This window comes from Streptomyces sp. A18, assembly GCF_059026065.1.
On sequence record NZ_JBWLKL010000031.1, the window covers coordinates 22866 to 46878 of the forward strand.

At 72.6% G+C, this 24013-nt stretch carries 17 protein-coding genes; 14 read left to right on the forward strand and 3 right to left on the reverse strand.

Annotation, left to right across the window (positions count from 1 at the left end; all coding sequences use genetic code 11):
• Positions 1-14: 14 nt before the first annotated feature.
• The 14 genes from AC5P1C_RS32930 (at position 15) to AC5P1C_RS32995 (ending at position 10308) form a co-directional block, all read left to right on the forward strand.
• Entirely contained in the window at positions 15-1241 is a 1227-nt protein-coding gene (locus AC5P1C_RS32930; RefSeq protein WP_493869620.1) for a beta-ketoacyl-[acyl-carrier-protein] synthase family protein, read from the forward strand.
• Complete coding sequence (locus AC5P1C_RS32935) at positions 1238-2380, forward strand: beta-ketoacyl-[acyl-carrier-protein] synthase family protein (protein ID WP_493869621.1); 1143 nt, start codon at positions 1238-1240, stop codon at positions 2378-2380. The genes AC5P1C_RS32930 and AC5P1C_RS32935 overlap by 4 nt, the downstream gene beginning before the upstream one ends.
• Positions 2377-3381 carry a beta-ketoacyl synthase N-terminal-like domain-containing protein gene (locus tag AC5P1C_RS32940; protein ID WP_493869622.1) on the forward strand — a complete coding sequence of 335 codons (1005 nt, stop codon included), beginning with the start codon at positions 2377-2379 and terminating at the stop codon, positions 3379-3381. The genes AC5P1C_RS32935 and AC5P1C_RS32940 overlap by 4 nt, the downstream gene beginning before the upstream one ends.
• A complete protein-coding gene (locus tag AC5P1C_RS32945) occupies positions 3378-4250 on the forward strand; it encodes an alpha/beta fold hydrolase (protein WP_493869623.1) in 873 nt (290 codons plus the stop codon). Before AC5P1C_RS32940 ends, AC5P1C_RS32945 begins: the two co-directional genes overlap by 4 nt.
• Positions 4250-5260 carry a hypothetical protein gene (locus AC5P1C_RS32950; RefSeq protein ID WP_493869624.1) on the forward strand — a complete coding sequence of 337 codons (1011 nt, stop codon included), beginning with the start codon at positions 4250-4252 and terminating at the stop codon, positions 5258-5260. The genes AC5P1C_RS32945 and AC5P1C_RS32950 overlap by 1 nt, the downstream gene beginning before the upstream one ends.
• Complete coding sequence (locus AC5P1C_RS32955) at positions 5257-6318, forward strand: beta-ketoacyl synthase N-terminal-like domain-containing protein (protein ID WP_493869625.1); 1062 nt, start codon at positions 5257-5259, stop codon at positions 6316-6318. The genes AC5P1C_RS32950 and AC5P1C_RS32955 overlap by 4 nt, the downstream gene beginning before the upstream one ends.
• On the forward strand, positions 6311-7069 hold the full coding sequence (gene fabG, locus AC5P1C_RS32960; RefSeq protein WP_493869626.1) for a 3-oxoacyl-ACP reductase FabG: 759 nt from the start codon (positions 6311-6313) through the stop codon (positions 7067-7069). The genes AC5P1C_RS32955 and fabG overlap by 8 nt, the downstream gene beginning before the upstream one ends.
• A 73-nt stretch (positions 7070-7142) precedes the next feature.
• On the forward strand, positions 7143-7859 hold the full coding sequence (locus AC5P1C_RS32965) for a 2-hydroxychromene-2-carboxylate isomerase (RefSeq protein WP_493869627.1): 717 nt from the start codon (positions 7143-7145) through the stop codon (positions 7857-7859).
• 42 nt (positions 7860-7901) lie between these two features.
• A complete protein-coding gene (locus AC5P1C_RS32970) occupies positions 7902-8159 on the forward strand; it encodes an acyl carrier protein (RefSeq protein ID WP_493869628.1) in 258 nt (85 codons plus the stop codon).
• Positions 8156-8491, forward strand: a complete 336-nt coding sequence (locus tag AC5P1C_RS32975; RefSeq protein WP_493869629.1) for a hypothetical protein — start codon at positions 8156-8158, stop codon at positions 8489-8491. The genes AC5P1C_RS32970 and AC5P1C_RS32975 overlap by 4 nt, the downstream gene beginning before the upstream one ends.
• On the forward strand, positions 8482-8907 hold the full coding sequence (locus tag AC5P1C_RS32980) for a hypothetical protein (RefSeq protein ID WP_493869630.1): 426 nt from the start codon (positions 8482-8484) through the stop codon (positions 8905-8907). The genes AC5P1C_RS32975 and AC5P1C_RS32980 overlap by 10 nt, the downstream gene beginning before the upstream one ends.
• Positions 8907-9290 carry a hypothetical protein gene (locus tag AC5P1C_RS32985; protein WP_493869631.1) on the forward strand — a complete coding sequence of 128 codons (384 nt, stop codon included), beginning with the start codon at positions 8907-8909 and terminating at the stop codon, positions 9288-9290. Before AC5P1C_RS32980 ends, AC5P1C_RS32985 begins: the two co-directional genes overlap by 1 nt.
• On the forward strand, positions 9287-9778 hold the full coding sequence (locus AC5P1C_RS32990; RefSeq protein WP_493869632.1) for a hypothetical protein: 492 nt from the start codon (positions 9287-9289) through the stop codon (positions 9776-9778). The genes AC5P1C_RS32985 and AC5P1C_RS32990 overlap by 4 nt, the downstream gene beginning before the upstream one ends.
• Complete coding sequence (locus tag AC5P1C_RS32995; RefSeq protein ID WP_493869633.1) at positions 9775-10308, forward strand: 3-hydroxyacyl-ACP dehydratase FabZ family protein; 534 nt, start codon at positions 9775-9777, stop codon at positions 10306-10308. Before AC5P1C_RS32990 ends, AC5P1C_RS32995 begins: the two co-directional genes overlap by 4 nt.
• Here AC5P1C_RS32995 and AC5P1C_RS33000 read toward each other — a convergent pair.
• The 3 genes from AC5P1C_RS33000 to AC5P1C_RS33010 form a co-directional block, all read right to left on the reverse strand.
• Positions 10279-11583 (reverse strand): NB-ARC domain-containing protein, encoded by a 1305-nt coding sequence (locus AC5P1C_RS33000; RefSeq protein ID WP_493869634.1) that lies wholly within the window; start codon positions 11581-11583, stop codon positions 10279-10281. The genes AC5P1C_RS32995 and AC5P1C_RS33000 overlap by 30 nt on opposite strands.
• 163 nt (positions 11584-11746) lie before the next feature.
• Positions 11747-12355 (reverse strand): DUF3995 domain-containing protein, encoded by a 609-nt coding sequence (locus tag AC5P1C_RS33005; RefSeq protein WP_493869635.1) that lies wholly within the window; start codon positions 12353-12355, stop codon positions 11747-11749.
• Between the two features lie 48 nt (positions 12356-12403).
• A complete protein-coding gene (locus AC5P1C_RS33010; RefSeq protein WP_493869636.1) occupies positions 12404-23827 on the reverse strand; it encodes an amino acid adenylation domain-containing protein in 11424 nt (3807 codons plus the stop codon).
• Positions 23828-24013 lie beyond the last annotated feature (186 nt).

Below are 24013 nucleotides of genomic sequence, written 5' to 3' on the forward strand. Positions count from 1 at the left end.
GGAATGAGGAGCTGATGGCGTCACCTGACAGGCGGGTGGTCCTGACCGGTCTCGGCGTGCTGTCGAGCATCGGGACCGGGGTCGAGGAGTTCACCGCCGGCCTGCGGGCCGGGCGCAGCGGCGCGGGGCCGATCACCGCGTTCGACACCGCCGGCTTCGAGCACTCGACCGGCTGCGGACTCGGCGAGTTCGACGCGGAGGCCTGGATCCAGAACCTTCCCGTCGACTCGCTGGGACCGGCGAGCCGGTTCTCGGTGTCGGCGGCGCGGATGGCCGTCGCGGACGCCGGTCTCGACCTCGACGCGCTGCGCGAGCGGCCCGGCGTGATCTCCATCGGCACCACCGACGGCGAGTCCCGCGACCTCGACGAACTGGTGGAGACCGAGCTCGCGCACGGCCCCGCGGCGATGGACCCCCAGGTCGCGGGACGGCTCAGGGCGGCCCGTCTGTCCTCGGCCGTCGCCCTGGAGCTCGGTCTCTCGGACGTGGAGGCGGTGACCATCCCGACGGCGTGCGCCGCAGGGAACTACGCCATCGGGTACGGCTACGACGCGGTCCGCTCGGGCGATGCCGATTTCGCCCTCTGCGGCGGAGCGGACGCCATGTGCCGCAAGACGTTCGCCGGGTTCTACCGGCTCGGCACCATCGCCCCCGACCACTGCCGCCCCTTCGACGTCGACCGCAAGGGCATCCTCACCGGCGAGGGCGCGGGCGTACTGGTCCTCGAGGACCTCGATTCGGCGCTCGCCCGCGGGGCCCGGATCTACGCCGAGGTGCTCGGCTACGGCCTCAACTGCGACGCCTACCACCAGGTCGCGCCGGACCGCTCCAGCGTGGCCCGGGTGATGTCGCTCGCGCTGGAGAACGCGGGCGTCAAGCCGCACGAGGTGGACCTCATCTCGGCGCACGGCACCGGCACGAAGGCCAACGACATCACCGAGTCGCAGGCGATCCGCGAGATCTACGGCGACCGGCCGCCGCGCACGGTGTCGGTCAAGTCGATGCTCGGGCACACCATGGGCGCGGCGAGCGCCCTGGCCGCGATCGCCTGCGCGCTTGCGATCACCCACCGGTTCATCCCGCCGACCATCAACCACAACCGCACCGACCCGGAGTGCCGGATCGACTGCGTGCCCAACCACGCCGTCGAGGCCGACCTGCGGATCGTGCAGAACAACGGTCTGGGCTTCGGGGGCAACAACGCGGTCGCGGTCCTGGGCCGGTACGAGGAGTCCCGTTGAGCGAGCACGCAGGCTGGCCGATCGCCGGAACCGGCGCGGTGGCCGCCATCGGCCGGTCCCCGGCCGAGATCTTCACTTCCCTGTGCACGGGCACGTCCGGCCTGCACCCGATGCGGGGCTTCGACCGCTCGTACTACACGAGCGACCGGCTGTACGAGATCGACGACCGCGGCGACGCGGGCGACGTCCCGGGCCGTGCCACCGCCTTCCTCCTCGACGCGATCGCGCAGGCGCTCGCCGAAGCCGGTCTCGACGAGCAGTTGGGAGACATCCCCGTCCTGGTCGGCACGGGGCTGCGGGAGCTGCGCTCGGTCGAGCTGTGGGCCCGCGGTGGTGTCCCGTACTCGGCCGCGGAGCTGCACTTCGGCACCGCGCTGCGCGAGCGCTTCGGCGCGACCATGACGCACACCGTCTCGAATGCCTGCTCGGCGTCGCTCTACGCGCTGTCGATGGCCACCGATCTGCTGGCCGCGGGCGCCGAGACCGTGGTCGTGGCCGGTGTCGACGCCGTCACCGAGAGCATGGTGGGGATCGCCGACCGGCTGCAGTCGGTGGCACCGGACACCGTGCGCCCCTTCGACCGCAACCGGATGGGCACGATCCTCGGCGAAGGCGCGTCGGCCGTGGTGCTGCGCCGCACCGAGGACCAAGGCCGCCCGAGCCTCGGCCGGGTGCGCGGCGTCGCCGTCAACTGCGACGCCCACCACACCACCGCCCCCGAGGCCGGGAGTATCACCGCCGCGATCCGCGACGCGCACCGCAGGGCCGGTGCCACGCCCGACGACATCGACCTGGTGATGCTGCACGGCACCGGAACCCACGCCAACGACGCCGCCGAAGCCGGCGCCCTACGGGCGGTGTTCGGCCCCGCCCCGGAGAAGACGCTGATGACGGCGATGAAGTCGATGACCGGCCACACCTCCGGAGCCTCCGGACTGCACAGCCTGATCGTCGCCCTGCACGCCATGGCGGACGGTCTCGTACCGCCGACGCTCGGTCTGGAAGAACCCATCGAGGAGGCAGGGGAGTTCCGGATCGTACGGAACACTGCCGCCCCGGCGGACCTGGCGCTCGCGCAGGTCAACGCCTTCGGCTTCGGCGGGGTCAACGCGGTCGCACTCGTGGAGGGCCGCCGATGAGCACGCTCGCCACCGGCGTGGGCCTGGCCGTGGCCGGCGCGCCGGACGCCACGGATCTCACGACGCGCACCGCGGAGGGCGCGGCGCCCTTCGACCCGGCCGCCCTGATCGGCAAGAAGGGGCTGCGCTATCTGGATCAGGCGACCCGGCTCGCGCTCTGCGCGGCACGGGACGCCCTGAACGCCGCAGGCCTGATGACCGGCGACGCGCGGCTGACCCCGCCGTCGCCCGGCGGCGGCGCCCCGACCGCGGCCGTCGAACTGCTGGTGCCCGCAGAGTCGGTCGCGGTCGTCGTCAGCTCGAACTTCGGCAATCTGGACTCGGTGTGTGAGGTCGCCACCACCATCACGGCCGACGGCGGCACCAGGCTCCTCAGCCCGGTCTACGCGCCGCGCCTTTCGAGCAACGTCACCGCTTCCGAGATCGCGATCAGGTTCGGTCTGCGCGGCCCGAACCTGATGATGTGCAACGGCCCGACCTCCGGTCTCGACGCGATCCACTGGGCCACGGTGCTGCTTGCGGCCGGTCGCGCCCGGCACGTCCTGGTGGTCGGCGCGGAGCCGGCCAACGACGTCGTACGACGCCTCACCGGCCACGAGCACCCGCTCGACGGCGCCGCGGCGCTGGTCATCGAATCCCCGGCGACCGCGGCCGAGCGCGACGCCCCGGTGCTCGCCGCGCTCGACGGATACGTCCGCACCGGCTCCCTGGCCGACTGCGTGTCCGCGCTCGGCGGTGACCCCCGCGCCTGGTTCGCGCCGCGGCAGGCACCGGCGGACGTCCTCACCGGCGTGCCCCGGCACGCCGTCGAGGACCGCTGGGGCCCGGCATCGGGCGCGCTCGGGGTACTCCAATGCGCCGCCGCCGTGGGCCACTTCGCCGCAGGCGGGGACGGCCCGGTGTACGCGGTGGCGGGTACGGACGCCGACGACGCCGTCGCCGGGCTCGTCCTCACCGCGCCGGGCGGCGCGGTGGCCGGAGACGGAGTGGGCCGCGCGTGAATCCGGCATCCCTGCCCCCCGGTATACCGCCCGTGCTGCTCCGGCAGCGCACGATCAGTGAAGGCCCCGGACTCCGGGTGCTGCTGCTGCACGGCATGGCGGACGGCAGCAACGTGTGGGAGCGGCTGCTCGCGCTCGCGCCGCACCGTGCGGAGCTGCGCGGTGCCGAGATCCACACGGCCGAACTGCCCTGGCGCGGCACCGGTCCGACCGACTGGGCGCACCGCGTGGACTCCGCGTCGTGGCTGGCCGAGACGCTGGACGAGCTCGCGGACACCGTGGGCCCGGCCGACGTCGTGGTGGCGCACTCCTTCGCCGCCATGCTGCTGCTCGACCTGGCCTGTGGCGCGTCCGCGCACACCGCGCACCGGCTCAAGGGGATGGTCCTTGTGTCCCCCTTCTTCCGGCCTCGGCCCGAGGACTTCGGCTGGGACACGATGACGGGCCTGCCGGAGCAGTTCGTCCGGACCATGGAGGAGGGCATCCGGGTGGCGGCCGGGCCCCGGTCGAAGCCCGAGCTGCACCGCGCCCTGGCGGAGCGGCTGTGCGAGACGATCGGCCCTTACGGCTGGTCGCGGTTCTTCGAGTCGTACCTCCGCACGCCGTGGCTGCGTACGGCTGAGGTCCGTACGTCCGTGCTCGTCGTCTCCGGCACCGAGGACCGCATCGCGGTGACCGGGGAGGCACAGGACCTCGTCGCCCGGATGCCCGCGGCGGCCCTGCACACGATCGAGGAGACCGGTCACTTCCCGATGGCCGAGCAGCCGGCGCGGTTCGCCGACGCGCTCGGCGGTTTCCTGCGCCGTATCCCGGCCGCCCCCGAAGCGGCCGGGGAGCGGCCGCGTCCAACGCTAGTGGAGCGAATCTGATGGCTGACATCGACACCGCGGTCAAGAACGTGGTCACGGAGACCACCACCGTCTCCCTCACGCCCGGGTACGAGGGCGCCAACATCGGCACGTACATCGGCTTCAAGCACGTCAACTACCTGGTCGAGAAAGCGGTGATCGAGCACTTCCGGCGGCAGGGCCTGCCGGTCGGCGGGCTCTACGAGAGCTACGGCCTTGGCTTCGACCTGATCGACCTGGAGGCGCGGCTGCGCGGCGGGGTGTTCGTCGACGACGAGGCCACGCTCGAGGTGCTGCCGGTGACGGGCGACGACGACACGGCGTTCCGGTTCAAGGTCGCGATCAGCGTGCTCCGCGACGGCGCGCCGAAGAAGATCGTCACCGCGTCGGCGGCGGCCGTGCTGCGCCGGGACGAGGACGACCGGCGGCTGCCGGGCCGGGTGCCCGCCCCCGCCGTGCTCGACCGCTTCACCGTGGCCGCGATCGGCTCCCCGGAGCCCGGCGACGCCGTTCCCGCCACGGGCGGGGAGCTGCTGCCGTCGGGCGGCTCCACCGACCGGGACCCGGTGCTCGACCAGCTGCTCGCGGGCCGCAACGGCTACGGCTGGAAGTTCCGCATCCCGTATCCGTACGTGCACTTCTTCAGCCGGATGCACATGTCGTCCTACCTGCGGCAGATGGAGGAGGCCAAGCACCGCTTCGTCGACGCCCGCGGCATCTCCATCGGGTCACAGCTCGCGGAGCGCAACTGGATCCCGGCGGTCACGCATTCGCGGATCGAGATACTCGGCGAGGCCCTCCTCGAAGAGGAGCTCTACACCGTCTACACGGTCGAGAGCATCTTCAAGAGCCTGCTCTACACCGCGCGCATGGACTGCTACGTGGTGCGGGATGGCCGCCTCCTCCAGGTGGCCACGGGTGTGATCACTCACGGCTACGGCGTCGTGGAGGACGGCAACCAGGCACGGGTCGTGAGCTGGGACGACCGGATCGACCGCGCCCTCAAGGGCGAGCCGGGTGCGGGGACGTGACGGCTCCGGTCATCACCGCCTGGTCCGCGGTCTCGCCCTTCGGCCTCGGCCGTGAGGCGTTCGCGGCCGGGGTCGCCGCCGGCAGGTCCGCGGTGACCAGGGCCGAGGACTGGCCCGTCCCGCGGCAACGGGTCGCGCCGGTACCGGACTTCGTCGCCGCTCAGGTGCTCGGGCGCAAGGGCACCCGGTCGATGGACCGGGTGTCGGCCCTGGCCGCCGCCGCGGCGGGCGAACTCCTGGGCGCCGAGAGCCGGCACCAGGAGGCGGCGACGGGCGAGCAGGCGGCCCTCGTGCTGGGGACCACCGCGGGCAGCAGCACGAGCATGATGGACATCACCCGGGACACGCACACCCGCGCGATGCCGTTCCACATCGACACGCCGCGGATCCCCAACGCCATCATGAACAGCTCCGCCGCGCAGTGCGCCATCCGGCACAACCTCAAGGGCCCCAACACGACGGTCGCGGGCGGCAGGGCCGCCGGGCTCTTCGCGCTGCGTTACTCCCTGCGGCTGCTCTCCGGCGGCCACGCGCGCTCGGTGCTCTGCGGCGGCGCGGAGGAGCTCACCACGGACCGCGGCTGGCTGGAACACCACGCGGGCGATCCGGACCGTCCCGCCGCACTGGGCGAGGGCTGCTCGCTCCTGCTCGTCGAACCCGCGGCGCCCGCGGGCGCGCCGGTGCTCGCCGAGGTCATCGGCGTCACCCTCGGGGTGTTCCGCGACGGCGAGCAGAGCGCCGCGCTGGCCGACTGCCTCTCCCGCGCCCTGAAGCGGGCCGGGGTCACGGCGGCCGACCTGTGGGCCGTGTCGCCGGCGGTCGGGCAGGGCGAGGTGCACGTCGACGGGTACGCCCCGCGGGCGCTGCCCGGCGAGGAGGCCTGGGGAGACGCCGGGGCCGCCGCCGCCCCGTTCCAGATCGCCTCCGTGCTCGCCGCTGCCGAGCAGGATCCCGCCGCCCGCGGACGCGTCGCGGCGGTCCTCTCGGCCGACCGCGACAACGTCCTCGGCTGTGCCCTTTTCCGCATCCCGAAGGAACCAGGGAGTACCCATGCCTGACCCCACACCCGCCGAGCCGACACCGGTCGCGCTGGTGAGCGGCGGATCGCGCGGCATCGGCCGTGCGGTCGTGCGCCGCCTCGCCGAGGACGGCTACGACGTGGCTTTCTGCTACGTCAACGGCGAGGAGCCCGCCCGGCAGTTGGAGAAGGAGGTCACCGAACTCGGCAGGCGCGCGGTCGCCACCCGGGTCGACGTGGTGGACGCCGATGCCGTACGCGCGTGGGTGCGCGCCACGGAGGGCGAACTCGGCACGATCGGCGCCGTGGTGACCTCCGCGGGCGTGACCAGGGACGGCGCGCTGGCACTCATGCCGGACGAGGACTGGCACACCGTCCTCGACATCAACCTGGACGGCATGTTCAACGTCTGCCGGTCCGCGATCTTCGAAATGATGAAGAGCCGCTCCGGAGTGATCGTCAACCTGTCGTCGGTCGCCGGTGTGCAGGGCCACGCGCGGCAGACCAACTACTCGGCCGCCAAGGCCGGGATCATCGGGTTCACCCGGTCGCTGGCCAAGGAAGTGGGCCCGTACGGGATCCGCGCGAACGTGGTCGCCCCCGGGTTCATCGAGACCGACATGACCGCCCGCCTGCCCGAGGCGGTCGCCAAGGACGCCGTCGAGCGGACGGCGCTGCGGCGGATGGGCCGCGCCGAGGAGGTGGCGGACCTGGTGTCGTTCCTGGTCTCGCCCCGCGCGGCCTTCATCACCGGGACCGTCCTTGAGATCGACGGCGGCATCTCGATCTGAGCGCCCGCAGGAGAGCCCGGAGCGCCCTACCGGAGCGCCCCACAGGAAACCCGCCGGAAAGGAAGCCCCGGACATGGCCAGGAAGCCACCCCGCTGGTACTTCTCGCTGCGCAGCCCGTACTCGTGGTTCGCGTACCGCGACCTGATGGACCGCTACCCCGACGTGGCGGACACGATCGAGTGGATCCCGTTCTGGGAGCCGGACGGACAGACCCAGGCGCTCCTGGAGAAGGACGGCGTCCAACTGCCGATCGTGGAGATGTCCCGCGCGAAGAACTTCTACATCCTCCAGGACGCCCGGCGGCTGGCCGAGGCCCGCGGCCTCACGGTCACCTGGCCGGTGGACCGCGACCCGAACTGGGAGATCGCCCACCTCGGCTACTTGGTGGCCGAGGACGCGGGCCTGGGCCGGGAGTACGTGGCGGCCGCCTACCGCACCCGCTGGCAGCAGAGCCGGGACATCACCGACCGGGCCGTCATCGCCGAACTCGCCGCCGAGCTCGGCCTGGACCCCGCCCTGGTATCCGGCGCCCCGGACGACCAGGAGATGCGGCGCCGGGGCGCCGATGCGCTGACCCGCTCGTACAAGGACGGCCTGTTCGGCGTCCCCTTCTTCATCCACGGCCACGACAAGTTCTTCGGCGCCGACCGGTTGCGCGCCTACGTGGCGAAGGTCCGCGGCGAGGAGCCGGGTCCGGACACCTATCTCACCTGGCTGGACGAGCCGGGCCTGGTGCCCGAGCCGGTCACGGCCGGTGGCGACGCAGGCCACGCGGGCGGCTGCGGCTGACGCCGCGACCGCCGCGCAGACGAACAACGGAAGGAAGATCCCATGACCGCCGAAACCGCCCTGGACACCGAAGAGCTGCGCGAGATGATCGCCGATGTGCTGGAGGTCGACGGAGCGTCGATCACCCCGGAGATCGACTTCGTCCGCGACCTCGGCGTCGACTCGCTCCTGGCCATGGAGCTGGCCGTCACCCTGGAGCGCCACTACCGCGTCAAGATCGAATCGCACGAGATCGGGGACGTACGGACGCTGCAGGACATCTCCGCGCTGCTGCACCGGAAGCTGCGGAACCCGGCGTGACCCAGGACCCACCGGCCGAGCGGTACCTGCTCGTCGAGACCCAGTCCGGCGGCACGGCGGAGCGCTTCCTCGCCGACGCCGCCGCGCTCGCGGGCGCCGGCGAGCGGGTGTGCCTGTTCCTCGCCGCGGACGGCGTCGCGCTCGGGATCCACGGGGCGAGCGCCGGGCTTCCGCGGTTCATCGGTGCCGGCGGGCAGGCCTGGATCGACGAGTTCACCCTCGCCCACCGGGCGTTGCACGCCGCGCCCCTGACGCCCGGCGTGCGGACCACCGGCATGGGCGACGTGGCGGACTGGCTCCTGGAGCCCGGCACCAAGGTGGTGTGGCACTGACCATGGCCGCCACCGTCGAACGCCGTACCTGGGACGTCCTGGTCGTCCTCACCGCGCCGCCGCACACGGGCGACGCCCTGACCACCGTGCTCCGCCTCGCCCAGGCCGTGCTGGAGCGGGAGCACACCATCCGGGTCTGGGCCTGCGGTTACAACACCATGCTGACCCAGGCCTCGCTCGGCGAGACCAAGCCCGCCGACCTGCGCGACCCGGCGACGCCCGCGCCGACGGCCGGTGCGCTGATCCGGGGCCTGCTCACCGCGCACAAGGGCCGGTTCAGCTGGATCGTCTGCACGGCGTGCAGCGCGGAGCGCGGCGCGCGGGACCACATCGCCGAGGTCCGTCTCCGCTCCGACGCCCGCCTCGCGGCGACGATCGCCGCGGCCCGCAGGACCGTCTACATCGGGGGTGCCTAGTGGCCTACCTGGCCATCATCGACCGCGGCTACCGCGGCAGCGCCGAGGCGCAGTTCTTCGACGCGCTGTACGGCGTCGAGATGCTGGGCGACCAACTCGGAGGCATGGATGTGGTGTTGCGCGGCACGAGCGTGACCGCGGCGCTTGCCGGTGCCGCTCCGCCGCCCGAGGTGCGGGTCGGGCCGACGGTCCTGACCACCCTCGGGGATCCGCGCCGGTCCGTCCGCGCGCTGGTGGACAAGGGCTCCGCGGTCTACGTCGACGAGCCGGGCCTCGCCGCCTTCGGCCTTCAGAACGCTCCTCTGCTCCCCGGCGTCACCCGCCTCGACACCGCCCAACTGGCCGCCCGCTGGGGCGAGTACGCGGGGGTGTGGTTCCTGTGACGGTTCCTGTGACGCTTCCCGTGAACGGGCAGCGGAGTTACGCCCGGCCGCTCGACGGCACCGATCGGATCACGGCCCGCGTCGAGGCGGACGAGTTGCTGATCGAGGCGGAGAAGGTGGTCCGGTCCACCGACCCCTACCTGGCGGGGCATTTCCCGGGTGTCACCCTCTATCCGGCGATCTTCCTGCTCGACGGCATCCGTCAGGCGGTCGGCGCGGAGCTCCACCGCTCCCCCGCACTCGCCGCGCACATCGGCCCCGGAGGCCCCGGAGACCCCGGCGGCCCCGGGGACGACTGGCTCGAACTGGGGACGCTGCGCTCCGCGCGCGTGCTGCGCCCGATGCTCGAGGGAGATGAACTCCGGCTGCTGATAAGAGTGTCGGCCGGGCGCCCCGGTGCCCTATGGGCCGCGCTCGACTGCCGCCGCGGCGACGACGTCCAGGTGGCGAAGATGACCGTGGAACTGGTCCGAGGAGGGACCTCATGAACTCCGGGTACGCGCAGCTGCTCGCGCTCCTTCCGGTCCGGCACCCCATGGTCCTCGTGGACCGGGTGACCGGCTTCGAACCCGGCGACTCCATCGAGACCGCCAAGGCCGTGACCGGCAGCGAGCCGTGCTACCAGGGCATGGCCGAAGGCCTCCCGGCCGAGCGGTACGCCTACCCCCGGTCCATGATCCTGGAGTCCTTCGGGCAGTCCGCGGCGCTGCTCTGGCTCGGTGGCCGTGAAGGCTCTGCCGCCGCTGACAGCCTGCCGATGGTCGGCCGGCTGCGGGACTGCGCGTTCAGCGGCTCGGCGTTCCCCGGCGACGTGATCAGGCACCGCGTACGCGTCGAACGGCTGGTGGACGACAACGCGTTCATGAGCGGCGAGAGCCTGATCGGCGACCAGGTGATTCTCACCGTCGGATCCCTGATCGCCGTGGCCCGCCCGGCCGCCGTGGTCACCGGTGGGGCGGCGCCGTCCGCCGTCGACGCCCCGGCCGCTTCACGCCACCGTGAGGGTGCGGCACGGTGAGTCGCCGGACTTGCGCTCCTCGGCACGGGCGAACGCCTGCAGCACCCGGTGCATGGTGAACTCGTGACTGCCGACCTCCGCCACCAGGTGCTCCGACTCCAGCTGACCGGTCAGCCGGTCGGCCTCGGCGAGCGGTATCCCGGCGAGCGCCGCGCCGGTCTCGAGCGTGAACCCGTCGTCGTCGACGAGGCCGATCTTCCGGAAGTAGCGCCTCGCGTCGAGACCGAGCCTGCGGTACGAGAACTCCAGTTCGGCACGGAGGGAACTGTCGTGGTCGCCGTCGAGCGCCAGGGAGAGGAGCTGACTGTCGTCACGCATGGTGCGTACGAAGTTCTTGAAGCCCTGTCCGGGCCGGTCGGAGAACTTCACGGCGGCGAGGCGCAGCACGAGCGGCAGATACCCGCACAGCTCCGCCAGTTCCTCCAACTCGGCGTGGGCGCCGACCAGATACTCCTCGTCGATGACGGCACGCAGCACCGTGCACGCCGCCTCGGGGGCGAGCACGTCCAGGACGAGACGCTGCGCCGCTTCCCTGGCCACGAGCCCGGACATCCGGTTGCGGCTGGTGACGACGGTCCGGCAGTGCTCACCGGTCGCGAGCAGCGGGCGCACCTGTTCGGTGTCGCAGGCGTTGTCGAGGACGATGAGCATGCGGCGATTGGCGAGCAGCGAGCGGTAGCGCTCCACCCGGCGCCATGGATCGGCCGGACAGTCCCTCTCCGGCACACCCAGTCCGCCGAGCAGCTTGGCCAGGGCCTGTTCGCTGTCCAACGGCCCCTGGGCGCACCGCAGATCGACATACAGCTGGCCGTCGGGGAAGTCCTCGATCAGGTGGTGCGCCCACCGGATCGCGAACGCGGACTTCCCGACGCCTGCGGGGCCGGAGATGAGGAGGACGCTGCCTCCGGGCCGACGCATGACCAGTTCGTCGGCGACCTCGAGTTCGGTGCCGCGCCCGGCCAGGAACCGCACGTCGAGCGGGAGATGCCGGGGCACCACGGTCCCCGCCTTGGGCGCGTCGGCCACCGCGTCGGCCTGCGGGGCTTCGCCCTCAGCGCCGTCCCTCGCTCCTGCCGCGTAGAGCGTCCGCCAGCGGGCGAGCCAGCTCTCGGTGGCTTCGGCGACCCGCTCCGGCGACTGCCCGCCGTACTCCAGGCAGGCCGTCACGAATGCGGAGACGAATTCCGAGCGCGGAAGCTTGTCCCCGCGCAGGACGGTCGAGACCGTACTCCGCGGTAGGGCGTCGACCTCGTCGCCATTGGCGGCCTTCGTCAACCCGCCCAGTTTCTGCAGACGCCGCATAGAAGGCTGCCCGACGCTCAGCCTGAGTTCTCGCAGCTGCTGCACGAATTCTGATGCGTTGTTAGATATCACCTTAGACAATTGTTCCCCCGAAATTGCCGAAAATTTACCCAGTTTACGGAACCGGGCCGCCCGTTCAGTGAATGGCTGAGGTCTTCTTCGCGGCCCGGCCCGCCATGTCCTTGCCGAAGTCGCGCGACGCGAGACCGAACAGGGCGCCACCGAGAATGAACCAGGGGTTCCACACCGCGAGCGTCCAGAACTTCTGCGCGGCGCTCACCTCGCCGACGGTCGACACCCCGGCGATGAGCAGCGCCTCGACGACAACGCCGCGGACCAGCAGCAGCGCGCAAATCCCCTGGCCGAGCAGCCGGAGCGCCTGCCACCTGCGCCCCCGCACACCGCGCCGCCGCAGCCCCAGGGCCACGCCCGCGCCGACCAGGCACAGAAGGCCTACTCCCCAGAGGCCGCCGGCCACGAACCAGGCCGGCCGCTCGGTCGCGAGCTCCTGACCTGCCGAGACATCCAGACCCACTTCCCCACCGAGAGCCCAGAAGAAATGCAGGCCGGCGAAAATTACCGCCCAGCCCGCGGCGAGATACCCGGCACGCCGTGTCCAACCGAACCGCAATCCGCCACCCCCGTTTTGGAATCGAATCGAAACGCCTTCGACAGCCCGATACTTCCCCACGAGCGGCAGGTGGCGCAAACGCGACGGTGAGCAATTACCCGTGATGTGCGCCACGTTGGAAGTATGTCACGGTGGAATTCGTTGAGGCGTAAACGAAACCCTTCACGAATCGGCCCCCGAAAGCATTGCCCGCAGGGCCGGGGCGATCTGCGACAACGCGTCGGCCTCGGTCATCTGATTGTGCTCGCAGTCGACCTCGACCTCCGTGATCCGGCCCGTGACCAGGGGCTGCCAGCTGGACGCGAAGTCCGGCTCGTCCGGGTGGGAGCGCCTCGCGGTGAAGAACAGCACGTCGGTGTCGACCTTGCGGTCGAACGGCTCGCTCAGCATCGCGGTCTGCCGGCCGAGGATCTCCGGCAGCGCGGCAAGGCTGCGCTCGCCCAGACCGGCAAGGGGGTGGTCGATCTCGCGCAGGAACGCGTGCACGCGGCCGAAATCGAGCCCCTCGCCCGCCACTTGGGGCAGATCGAGGCCGACGTAACGCAGCGCCTGGAACATCACGTCCGCGTCCGGATCGGCGTAACCGGGTCCGGGGACCGTGCTGTCGAGCATGGCAAGGAGGCGCACCTCCTCGCCCCGGTCGCGCAGCAGCCCGGCGATGGCGTGGGCCACCGCGCCGCCGGACGACCAGCCGAGGAGCTGGTACGGGCCGTGCGGCTGCACCGAGCGGATCTGGGCGAGGTAGTCGACCGCCATTTCGTCGACCGAAGCGGCGTACCCGCCCTGCCCGTCAAGGCCACGGGCCTGGAGCGTGTAGAGCGGCTGGTCCTTCTCCAGGCGCTGCAGCAGGCCCGCGTACACCCAGCCGAGGCCGGTCGCCGGATGCACGCAGAACAGCGGGGGCCGGCTGCCTTCGGTGCGCAGCGGCATCAGGACCTGGAGCGAATCAGCGCCGGAGGCTTCCGGGCCCTTCGCGTCGAGGCGGTCGGCGAGCGCCGCCACGGTCGGCGCCTCGAACAGGGTCCGCACGGCGAGCTCGACACCGAGCCGCTCCCGCGCCTTCGCCACCAGCCGGGTGGCGAGCAGGGAGTGCCCGCCCAGCTCGAAGAAGCTGTCGTCGATCCCGACCTTCGGCACCCCGATCACCTCGGCGAACAGCTCGCACAGCGCCTGCTCCCCGGCATCGCGCGGCCCGCGTCCGTCGGCGGACTGCGCGGCCCCCGGCGCCGGCAGCATCCGCCGGTCCAGCTTTCCGCTGGCGGTCAGCGGCAGCCGCTCCAGCGGCACGACCGCCGACGGGACCAGATGGCCCGGCAGTTCACGGCGCGCGAACTCGATCAGCTCGGCGGGCTCCGCCTCGTGGCCGTCCACGGCCACGGCGTACGCGACGAGCGTGGTGTCACCCTGCTGGTCCCGCCGCGGGATCACCGCGACCTGCGCGACGGTCTCGTGCCGGGCGAGCACGGCCTCGGTCTCGCCGGGCTCCGCCCGCTGACCGCGGATCTTGACCTGGTCGTCGACCCGGCCGACGAACTCCAACTGGCCGTCGGAACGCCAGCGCACGAGGTCTCCGGTGCGGTACATCCGGTCGCCGGAGCCGCCGAACGGGCAGGCGACGAAGCGTTCGGCGGTCATCCCGGGCCGTCCGAAGTAGCCACGGGCGAGCCCGTCACCAGCGAGGTACAGCTCACCGGTGACGCCGGGCGGCACCGGGTTCATGCCGTCATCCAGCACATAGGTGCGGTAGTTGGTCATGGCGCGGCCGATCGGTGCCACGCCCGCGGCGTTGCCGTCGTCGTACCACTCGGTGGCGTAGACGGTGGCCTCCGTCGGGCCGTAGAGGTTCGCGATCCGTACGCCGGGGGCCGCAGCCCGCAGATCGTGCACCAGGCGTGGCGTGACCGCCTCGCCCACCAGGATGACGGTGCCGATCTTGAACCGGCCGCCGGTGGCGAGCGCCGCCGACATCGCGGACGGCGCCGTGCAGACCAGGCTCACCTCGGGGCGTTCCGCGTCGGCGAGGGCGAGCACGTCGCGCACCACCTCGATGCTGCCGCCGTGCAGCAGCGGCAGGATCATGTCCGACACCGAGACGTCGAAGGTCGCCGATGTGGAGGCGAGCGCGGTGGCGAACACGTCCGCGGAGAAGGCCTGGCCTGCCCACGCCGACAGATTCGCCACGGCGCGGTGCGCGACCACGACACCCTTGGGCCGCCCGGTCGATCCCGATGTGTAGATGACGTACGCCGCGTCGTCGGGGCGCAGCGGCGCCGACCGGTCCGCGTCGGTGAGGTCCGCGTCGCCGAGCCCGGAGAGCTCGGCCTCGGTCGCCGGGTCGTCGAGCACGATGCGGGGCAGGCCGTCGGGCAGCACGGCGTCCCCGGCGGTGTCCGTCACCGCGAGGACCGGCCGGGCGTCCTCGACGAGGTAACGCACGCGCTCGGTCGGGTGGTTGGGGTCGATCGGCACGTACGCGGCACCGGAGTCGAGCACCGCCCAGATCGCGACCGGCAGCCGCTCGTCCCTCGGCAGGGCGAGCGCGACCCGCTGCCCGGGGCCGCAGCCCTTCGCCACCAGGAGCCGCGCAAGGCGGTTGGCGGACGCCCGCAGCGTGTCGTAGCTCAGCCGCGTGCCCCCCGCGCGCACGGCGGTGGCGGCGCCGTCGCGCGCGGCGGACGCGGTGAACAGCTCGGGCAGGGTGGCCGACGGAACCGGTGCGGTGTCGCCGTTCCACTCCTCCAGGATCCGCTGCCGCTCGGCCCCGTCGAGCAGCTCGACCTGGCTGATCCGCTGCTCCGGATCGCTGGTGATCGCCTCCAGCATCAACAGCAGGCGATCGGCGATCGCCGCCACGGTCTCCCTGTCGAACAGGTCGCTGCCGTAGACCAGCGCGCCCCGGGCGCCGCCCTCGCGGCCGTCCTCGTGGTACCGGGCCGTCAGGTTGACCGACAGGTCGAACATGGTGGCGTCGGTGCCCGCTTCGAGCGCCTCGGCGGTCAGGCCTGGCAGCCGCAGCTCGGTGTCCCTGGTGTTCTGGAAGGCGAACATCACCTGGAACAGGGGGTGCCGGGCCGGGGAGCGGTCCGGGTTGAGCGCCTCGACCAGGAACTCGAACGGGAGGTCCTGGTGGGCGTACGCGTTGAGATTGGCCTCCCGCACCCGGTCGATGATGTCGCGGAAGGTCGGGTCGCCGCTCGTGTCGGTGCGCAGCACCAGCGTGTTGACGAAGAATCCGACGAGGTCGTCGAGGGCCCTGTCGGTGCGCCCCGCGATGGGCGAGCCGACCGGGATGTCGGTGCCCGCCCCCAGGCGGGTCAGGAGCGCGGCGAGCGCCGTCTGCACCACCATGAAGGCCGTGGCGTTGCAGTCGACGGCGAGCTTGTTGATCCGGGCGTGCAGCTCGGGCCCGTAGCCGAACTCGACGCTGCCGCCCGCGTAGCTCGGGGTCTTCGGTCGCGGCCGGTCCGCGGGCAGCGGCAGCTCGTCCGGGATCCCGGCGAGCGCCTTGCGCCAGTACGCGACCTGCGCGCTGACGACGCTGTCCGGGTCGTCCGTGCGGCCGAGCAGATCCCGCTGCCACAGCGCGTAGTCCACGTACTGCACGGGCAGTTCGGTCCACTCCGGCGCCCTGCCGTCGCAGCGGTCCGCGTACGCACCGCTCAGATCGCGGGCGAGCGGCACCAGCGACCAGCCGTCGCCCGCCACGTGGTGCAGGACCAGCACGAGCACGTGCTCGGTCGGGGACACGCTGAGCAGCCGGACCCGCAGCGGCAGGTCCGTGCGCAGGTCGAAGCCCTGCCCGGAGATCCCGGCGATCGCCGCTGCCTGCTCGTCCCGGCCGACCTCGCTCACCGCGAAGTCGGGCCTCGCCTGGTCCGGGGTGAGGATCAGCTGGTGGGGAACGCCGTCTGTCTCGGGGAAGACCGTGCGCAGCGTCTCGTGCCGGCCGGTCACATCGGCGACGGCGGCGGCCAGCGCCGAGACGTCGAGTTCACCGGTCAGCCGCGCCGCCATCGGCAGGTTGTACGAGGCGTTCGGGCCGTCGAGGCGGTTGAGGAACCAGAGCCGCTGCTGGGCGTGGGACAGGGGCACCTGCTCCGGGCGCGGCACCCGGACGATCGGCTGCCGCCGGCTGCCGTCGGCCTGGTCGAGGATCCGCACGAGACCGGCGACCGTCTGCGTCTCGAACAGGTCGCGGATCGCCAGGTCGACACCGAAGGTGAACCGCACCAGGGAGATCAGCCGGGTCGCCATCAGGGAGTGGCCGCCCAGGTCGAAGAAGCCTTCGTCGATGCCCACGCCGGGCAGACCGAGGATGTCCGCGAAGATCCGGCAGAGCGTCTCCTCGCGCTGGTTGCGCGGGCCGCGCCCGGCCTTCCTGCCCTCGTGGTCGGGCGCGGGGAGGGCCCGCCGGTCGAGCTTGCCGTTCGGGGTCACCGGCAGCTCGTCCAGGACGAGGAAGGCCGACGGGATCAGGTGCTCCGGCAGCAGACCGCCGAGGAACTCGCGCAGCGCCGCGGGCTGGGGCCGCTGCGCGCCGGCCGGGACGACGTACGCGAAGAGCCGGGTGCCGCCGGACGCGTCGGCGCGCGGTACGACGACGGCGTGCCCGACGTCCTCGTGCCGGGCCAGGGCCGCCTCGATCTCGGCGGGCTCGACCCTGAAGCCGCGCACCTTGACCTGGTCGTCGGCGCGGCCGAGGAACTCGAGCTGCCCGTCGGCCCGCCAGGCGGCCACGTCGCCGGTGCGGTACATCCGCTCCCCGGCCCGGCCGAAGGGGCAGGCCACGAACCGCTCGGCGGTCAGCGCGGGCCGGTGCAGATAGCCGCGGGCCAGCTGGGCACCGGCGATGTACAGCTCACCGGCGACGCCCTGCGGGGCGGGGCGCAGCGCGGAGTCGAGCACGTACAGGGCGGTGTTCCACACCGGGGCGCCGATCGGCACGGAGACGGCGCCCGGCTCGCTGCGGTACTCCCAGGCGGTGACGTCCACGGCCGCTTCGGTCGGCCCGTACAGGTTGTGCAGCCCGGTGCCGATCACCGTGCCCGCACGCTCGGCGAGCTCGGCGGGCAGTGCCTCACCGCTGCTGATCAGGCGGCGCAGGTCCGGCAGTTGTTCCGCCGCGGGCTCCGCGGCGAACACGGCCAGCATCGACGGCACGAAGTGCGCGGTGGTGATCCGCTGCTCGCGCATCAGGTCGGCCAGGTACGCGGGGTCCTGGTGCCCGCCGGGCTCCGCCACCACCAGCGTGGCGCCGGTCAGGAGCGGCAGGAAGAACTCCCACACGGACACGTCGAACCCGGCGGGCGTCTTCTGCAGCACCCGGTCGGTGGCGTCGATCCCGTACCGGTCCCGCATCCACAGCAGCCGGTTGACGATGCTCGCGTGGGACACCACCACGCCCTTGGGCGCTCCGGTGGACCCGGACGTGTAGATCACGTACGCGGGGTGTTCCGGCAGGCAGGTGCCCGGCGAGGCCGCGAGCGGGTCGCCCGTGGGCTCCTCGGCGAAGACGGGGTGGTCCTCGGTGAGGGTGAGCACCGGCCGGGCGTCGTCGAGCAGGTAGGTGATGCGCTCGGCGGGATAGCCGGGGTCGATGGGCAGATACGCGGCGCCGGTCCGCAGGACCGCGAGGAGCGTGACGACCAGGGCCTCGGAGCGCGGCAGCAGCACCGCGACGCAGCTCTCCGGTCCGGCGCCGCGCTCGGCGAGCAGCCGGGCAAGCCTGCCGGCCCGCAGGTCGAGCTCGGCGTAGGTCAGTCCGGTGTCCTCGAAGACCACCGCCGTGTCGTCGGGCGTACGGGCCGCTTGCGCGGCGAGCAGCTCCGGCAGGGTGGCGGGCGCGACCTCGTGCGCGGTGTCGTTCCAGCCGCGCACGACCTGCTCGTGCTCGGCCTCGTCGAGCAGCTCGGCCGCGCCGATGCGCTGCCCGGGGTCGGCGGCGAGCGCCGCGAACATCCGGGTCAGACGGTCCGTCAGGCGCTCGATGTCCGCCGCGTCGAAGAGGTCGGTCGAGTACTCGACCATGCCCTCAAGGCCGCCCGGGGTGCCGTCGGCGGCGGCGGTCTCGCGGAGGTGGACGGCGAGGTCGAACTTGTTCTGCACGATCCGCTCGACCGACTCGGCGCGTGCGGAAAGGCCGGGGAACTGCGGCTCCGGCGGGGCCCCGTGCAGCGAGAGCAGGACCTGGAAGAGCGGCATCCGGCCGGCCGACCGGTCCGGGTTGACGATCTCGACGAGCCGCTCGATCGGCAGGTCCTGGTGGGCGTAGGCGCTGAGGTTGGTCTCGCTGATCCGGCCGAGGAGCTCGTGCCAGGTGGGGTTGCCGCTCGTGTCGGTGCGCAGCACCAGCGTGTTGAGGAAGTCGCCGATGAGGTCGTCGAGCGCGGTGTCGGTACGTCCGGCGACCGGGGTGCCCAGAGGGATGTCGGTGCCGCAGCCGAGCCGGGTGAGCAGGGCCGCGAGCCCCGCCTGGCTGACCATGTGCAGGCTGGTGCCCGATGCCGTGGCCAGCGCGGTCATGCGGCGGTGGGTCGCCGGATCGACGCGGAACGACAGGGTGGCGCCGTGGTACTCGCCGCTCGCGCCGCGCGGCCGGCTGCCGGGCAGCCGCAGGTCCTCGGGCAGGTCGGACAGGGTCTTGCGCCAGAACGCGACCTGTTCGCTGATCAGGCTGTCCGGATCGTCCTCGCGGCCGAGCAGCTCCCGCTGCCACAGCGCGTAGTCCGCGTACTGCACGGGCAGCGGCGCCCAGCGCGGCCCCCGCCCCGCGACGCGGGCGGCGTAGGCGTCCGTGAGGTCCCGGGTCAGCGGGCCCATCGACCAGCCGTCTCCGGCGATGTGGTGCAGCACGAGGGCGAGTACGTGGTCGTCCGCGGACAGCGTGAACAGGTGGGCCCGCAGCGGGAGTTCCGCCGCCAGGTCGAAGCCACGCCCGCAGGCGTCGGCGAGCCGCGCGGCCAGGTCCGCGTCGGTGGTCCCGGTGACCCGCAGCTCCACGCGGGCCTGCTCGGCGGGCTCGATGTGCTGGTACGGGATGCCGTCGACGTCCGGGTAGCGCGTGCGCAGCGATTCGTGCCGGTCGGACACGTCCTGGACGGCCGCGGCGAGCGCCGCGCGGTCGAGGTCGCCGGTGAGCCGCACCGCGATCGGCATGTTGTAGGTGGCGCTGCCGCCTTCGAGGCGGTTGAGGAACCACAGCCGCTGCTGCGCGTGCGACAGGGGTGTGCGCTCCGGGCGCCGCTGGCGCACCACCGGGCGGCGCCGGGTGGACTCGGCCTTGTCCAGTACGGCACCGATCCCGGCGACCGTCGGCTCCACGAACAGGTCGCGGATGGCCAGGTCGACGCCCAGGTCGGCCCGTACGCGCGAGACCAGGCGGGTCGCGAGGAGCGAGTGGCCGCCCAGGTCGAAGAACCCGTCGTCGATGCCGACCCGGGGCAGGCCAAGGACCTCGGCGAAGATCCGGCACAGGGTGGTCTCGCGGTCGTTGCGCGGCCCCCGGCCCGACGTCTTGCCGATGACGGTCGGCGCCGGGAGCGCCCGCCGGTCCAGCTTGCCGTTCGGGGTCAGCGGCATCCGGTCGAGCACGACGAACGCGGTCGGCACCAGGTGGTCGGGCACCGCGCGCCGCAGGTGCTCGCGCACCGACTCGACCAGCGCGTCCGAGGCGAGCACGGCGGCCGGGGCGTTGGTGTACGCGTCGCTCCCGGAGGCCGTCGGCACCCCGGGGCGGTAGGCGCCGCACGGCGCCGTACCGGGGGCGCTGAACGCCACGTCCAGCGTGCCGCCTTCGGAGTCTGCTCCGGCCCAGGTCACGGCGGTCCGGTAGCCGGCCTCGTCGCCCAGGGCGGTGAACTCCGCGGGCTCCGGCAGCTCGGCGGCGTCCTCGGTCAGCGCGGCAAGGGCGGCCGGCAGGTCACCGGCTTCCAGCGCCCGCACGGCGGCCAGTTCACCGGCGATCCGGCGGTTGGGGATGCCGGTGACCCGCAGGCAGTCGGGCCGGGCCGCGAGCGCCGCGCGCAGCGCGTCCGTGTCGACGGCGTCCCGCCCCCAGACGAGCTCCCGGACGGCGGTCGGCTCGGGCTGCGGCGCGGTGCGCAGCAGCACGTCGTAGCGGTGGCCGGAGAGTTCGTTGCGGTCCGTGCCGGCCTTGACCGCCAGGTCCGCCGCCACGCCGAGCCCCGCGAAGTAGTCGGGGTCGACGAGCAGTTCCGTCTCCCGTGCCACGGCCAGGCCCACTGTCCTGCTCACCTCGGCGGCGTCGCGGACCGCGGCGTCGGTGGCGAGCAGTTCGACGGATGTGCGCAGGGCGCGGTGCAGCCGGAGGTTGCGGACGTCGCCGACGAAGACGTTGCCGCCGGGGGCGACGAGGTCGAGCACCCGGGTGAGCACGTCGTTCAGGTAGTCGGCGCTGGGGAAGTACTGGATGACGGAGTTCAGGACGACGGTGTCGAAGTACCCGGTGGGCAGGCCGTCGAAGACGTGCGCCGCCTGGGCCCGCAGTTCGACCCGCTCCTTCAGCTCGGGCCGGTCCTCCAGCTGGGCGCGGACACGGTCGATGACGACCTCGGAGATGTCGGTGCCCCAGTAGGACTCGCAGTCCGGCGCCAGCGGCGCGAGGAGCAGGCCGCTGCCCACCCCGATCTCCAGGACCCGGCGGGGGCGCAGCTCGCGCACCCGGGCCACGGTGGCGTCCCGCCACCGCCGCATTTCCTCGATCGGGATCGGCTGCCCGGTGTAGCTGCTGTTCCAGCCGGAGAAGTCGTCGCCGAGGCCGCCGGACAGGCCCTCGTGGTGGGCGTCGTAGGTGGCCTGCCAGTTGCCGAGCTGCTGCTGCTCCGCCGCCTCGTCCCGGTCGGCGTCGTCCCCTGCCGGGACGAGGTACGCGGCCAGCTGCCGGTCACCGGGGCGATCCTCCCGGGCCAGTACGGCGGCCTGCCGCACCCCGGGGTGCCGGGCGAGTACGGACTCCACCTCTCCCGGCTCGATCCGGAAGCCGCGGATCTTCACCTGCGCGTCGGCCCGGCCGACGTAGTCGACCTGCCCGTCGGCCCGCAGCCTGGCGAGGTCTCCGGTGCGGTACATCCGCTCGCCGTGGCCGCCGAACGGGCAGGCCACGAAGCGTTCCGCGGTCAGCGCCGGGCGGCGCAGATAGCCTGCGGCCAGGCTCGCGCCCGCGACGTACAGCTCTCCCACCACGCCGGTCGGCACCGGGCGCAGGTTCTCGTCGAGCACGTAGGCCCGGGTGTTGTCCACGGGCCGGCCGATCGGGGGGCCGTCCGGTCCCGACAGCTGCTCGGTCATGGTCGCGATGACGGTCGTCTCGGTCGGGCCGTAGGCGTTGAACATCCGGTTGCCCGGGGCCCACCGCTCCACGAGCGCGCCGGGGCAGGCCTCGCCCGCCACCGACACGGTCAGGCCGTCCGGGAGCACGCCCGACGGCATCGCCGCGAGCACGGACGGCGGCATGGTGAAGTGCGTGAGGCCCTTGTCGCGGACGAACTCCGCCAACTCCTGGCCCGGCATGAGCTGTTCGGCCGAGCGCAGGAACAGCGTGCCGCCGTTCAGGAGCGCCATGCAGATGTCCCAGAACGCGACGTCGAAGCTGGGCGACGAGAACTGCAGCACCCGGCTCTCGGGCCCCGCGCCCAGGCGCTCGCGCTGGCTGCGGGCCATGCTGGCGACGCCGCTGTCCGTCACCACCACGCCCTTCGGCCTGCCGGTGGATCCCGAGGTGTAGATCACGTAGAGCGGGCTGCTGAGCGTCCGGTTCGACGGCAGGTCGTCCGCGGTGAAGCGGGCCGCATCGGCGCCGGTCCGCTCGTCGTCGAGCACCAGGAGCGGGCCGCCGTCCGGCAGCCGCCCGGTCAGCGCGCCCGTCGTCAGCGTAAGGACCGGGCGGGAGTCCTCGATCATGTACGCGATGCGCTCGGCCGGGTAGCCGGTGTCGACCGGCAGGTAGGCGGCCCCGGACTTGGCCACGGCGAGCATCGCCGTCACCAGCTCCACCGACCGCGGCAGCGCGAGCGCCACCAGCTGCCCCGGGCCGGCGCCGCGCTCGGCGAGCAGTCGGGCAAGACGGTTGGCGGCGGCGTTGAGCTCGCCGTAGGTCATCGTGGCCGCGTCGGACACCAGCGCGGTGGCGTCCGGGGTCGCGGCGGCACGGGACGCGAAGAGCTCCGCGAACCCGGCCGCGGGGACGTCCCGCGCGGTCCGGTTCCAGGTGTCGAGCACCTGCTGCCGCTCGCCCGGCAGCAGCAACTGCAGGGAGTCCGCCCGCTGTTCGGGGTCGGCGACCATCGCCTCGAAGACGTGGATCAGGCGGGCGCCGAGCCGCTCGACGCTCTCCCGGTCGAACAGGTCGGTGGCGTACTCGATCGTGCCGCCGAGCCCCGTCGGCCGGCCCTCGGCGTCGAACTGCTCGCCCATGCTGAACGCCAGGTCGAACTTGGAGGTCTCGGTGTACAGCTGCTCGCCCTCCACGACGAGCCCCGGCAGACGCAGTTGCGGCAGGGTGTTGTTCTGGAAGGCCACCATCACCTGGAACAGCGGGTGCCTGCCCAGGGTCCGGTCGGGCCGGAGGATGTCGACGAGGCGGTCGAACGGCAGGTCCTGGTTGGCGTACGCGCCGAGAGCCGTCTCCCGGGACCTGGCGATGAGTTCGCGGAACGAGGGGTCGCCGCCGGTGTCGAGCCGCATCACCAGGGTGTTGACGAAGAAGCCGACCAGCTCGTCGAGGCCTTCCTCGGTACGGCCCGCGATCGGCGAGCCGAGCGGGATGTCCGTGCCCGCGCCAAGACGGCTCAGGAGCGCGGCAAGGCCCGCCTGCACCACCATGTACAGGCTCGCGTCCGACCGCACGGCAAGTTCGGACAGCTTCCGGTGCAGCTCGGGGCCCACCTGCAGCGGGACGTTGCCGCCCTGACTGCCGGGCGCGGCCGAGCGCTGCCGGTCCGCGGGCAGCCGCAGCTCGTCCGGCAGGCCGGACAGCGCCTTGCGCCAGTACTCGACCTGCTCGCTGATCAGGGATTCCGGGTCGTCCTCGCCGCCGAGCAGCTCCTGCTGCCAGAGGGTGTAGTCCGCGTACTGGATGGGCAGTTCGGGCCAGTCGGGTGCGCGCCCGGCACGGCGTGCCTCGTACGCCGCGGTGAGGTCGCGGGCGAGCGGCGCCATCGACCAGCCGTCCGCGGCGATGTGATGGATCACCAACGCCAGCACGTGCTCGCGCTCGGACAGCGCGTACAGCCGTGCCCGGATGGGTATTTCACCCTCCAGGTCGAAGGCGCGACCGGCCAGCTCGGCGAGTTCGCCGTCCAGCTCGTCCGGCCCGACCTCGGTGACGGCCGCCTCGATGCGGGCTTCGCCAGGGGCGAGGATCTGCTGCCCCGGCACGTCGTCGCGGCTGACGAAGACGGTGCGCAAGGGCTCGTGACGGTCGATCAGGTCCTGCAGCGCCGCGACGAGAGCGGTCCGGTCCAACTCACCCGTCAGCCGCAGTACGGCCGGCATGTTGTAGGTGGCATTGGGCCCTTCCAACCGGTTGAGGAACCACAGTCGCTGCTGTGCGTGCGAGAGCGGGATCATCGAATCTCCTCGGGCTGCGCAGGCTCTAATTCAACTGGAGACTCTGCTGTGCCGGGATGGCGTGCAAGGTCCGAGACGGCACTGGACGAAACGGGACACCTGATCGCACCGGGAGGAGCCCCGATCGGCGGATAGCCTCGAACCGTCGACAGGAGGGCCTATCCGATGGCAGGTATGTGGAGCCAA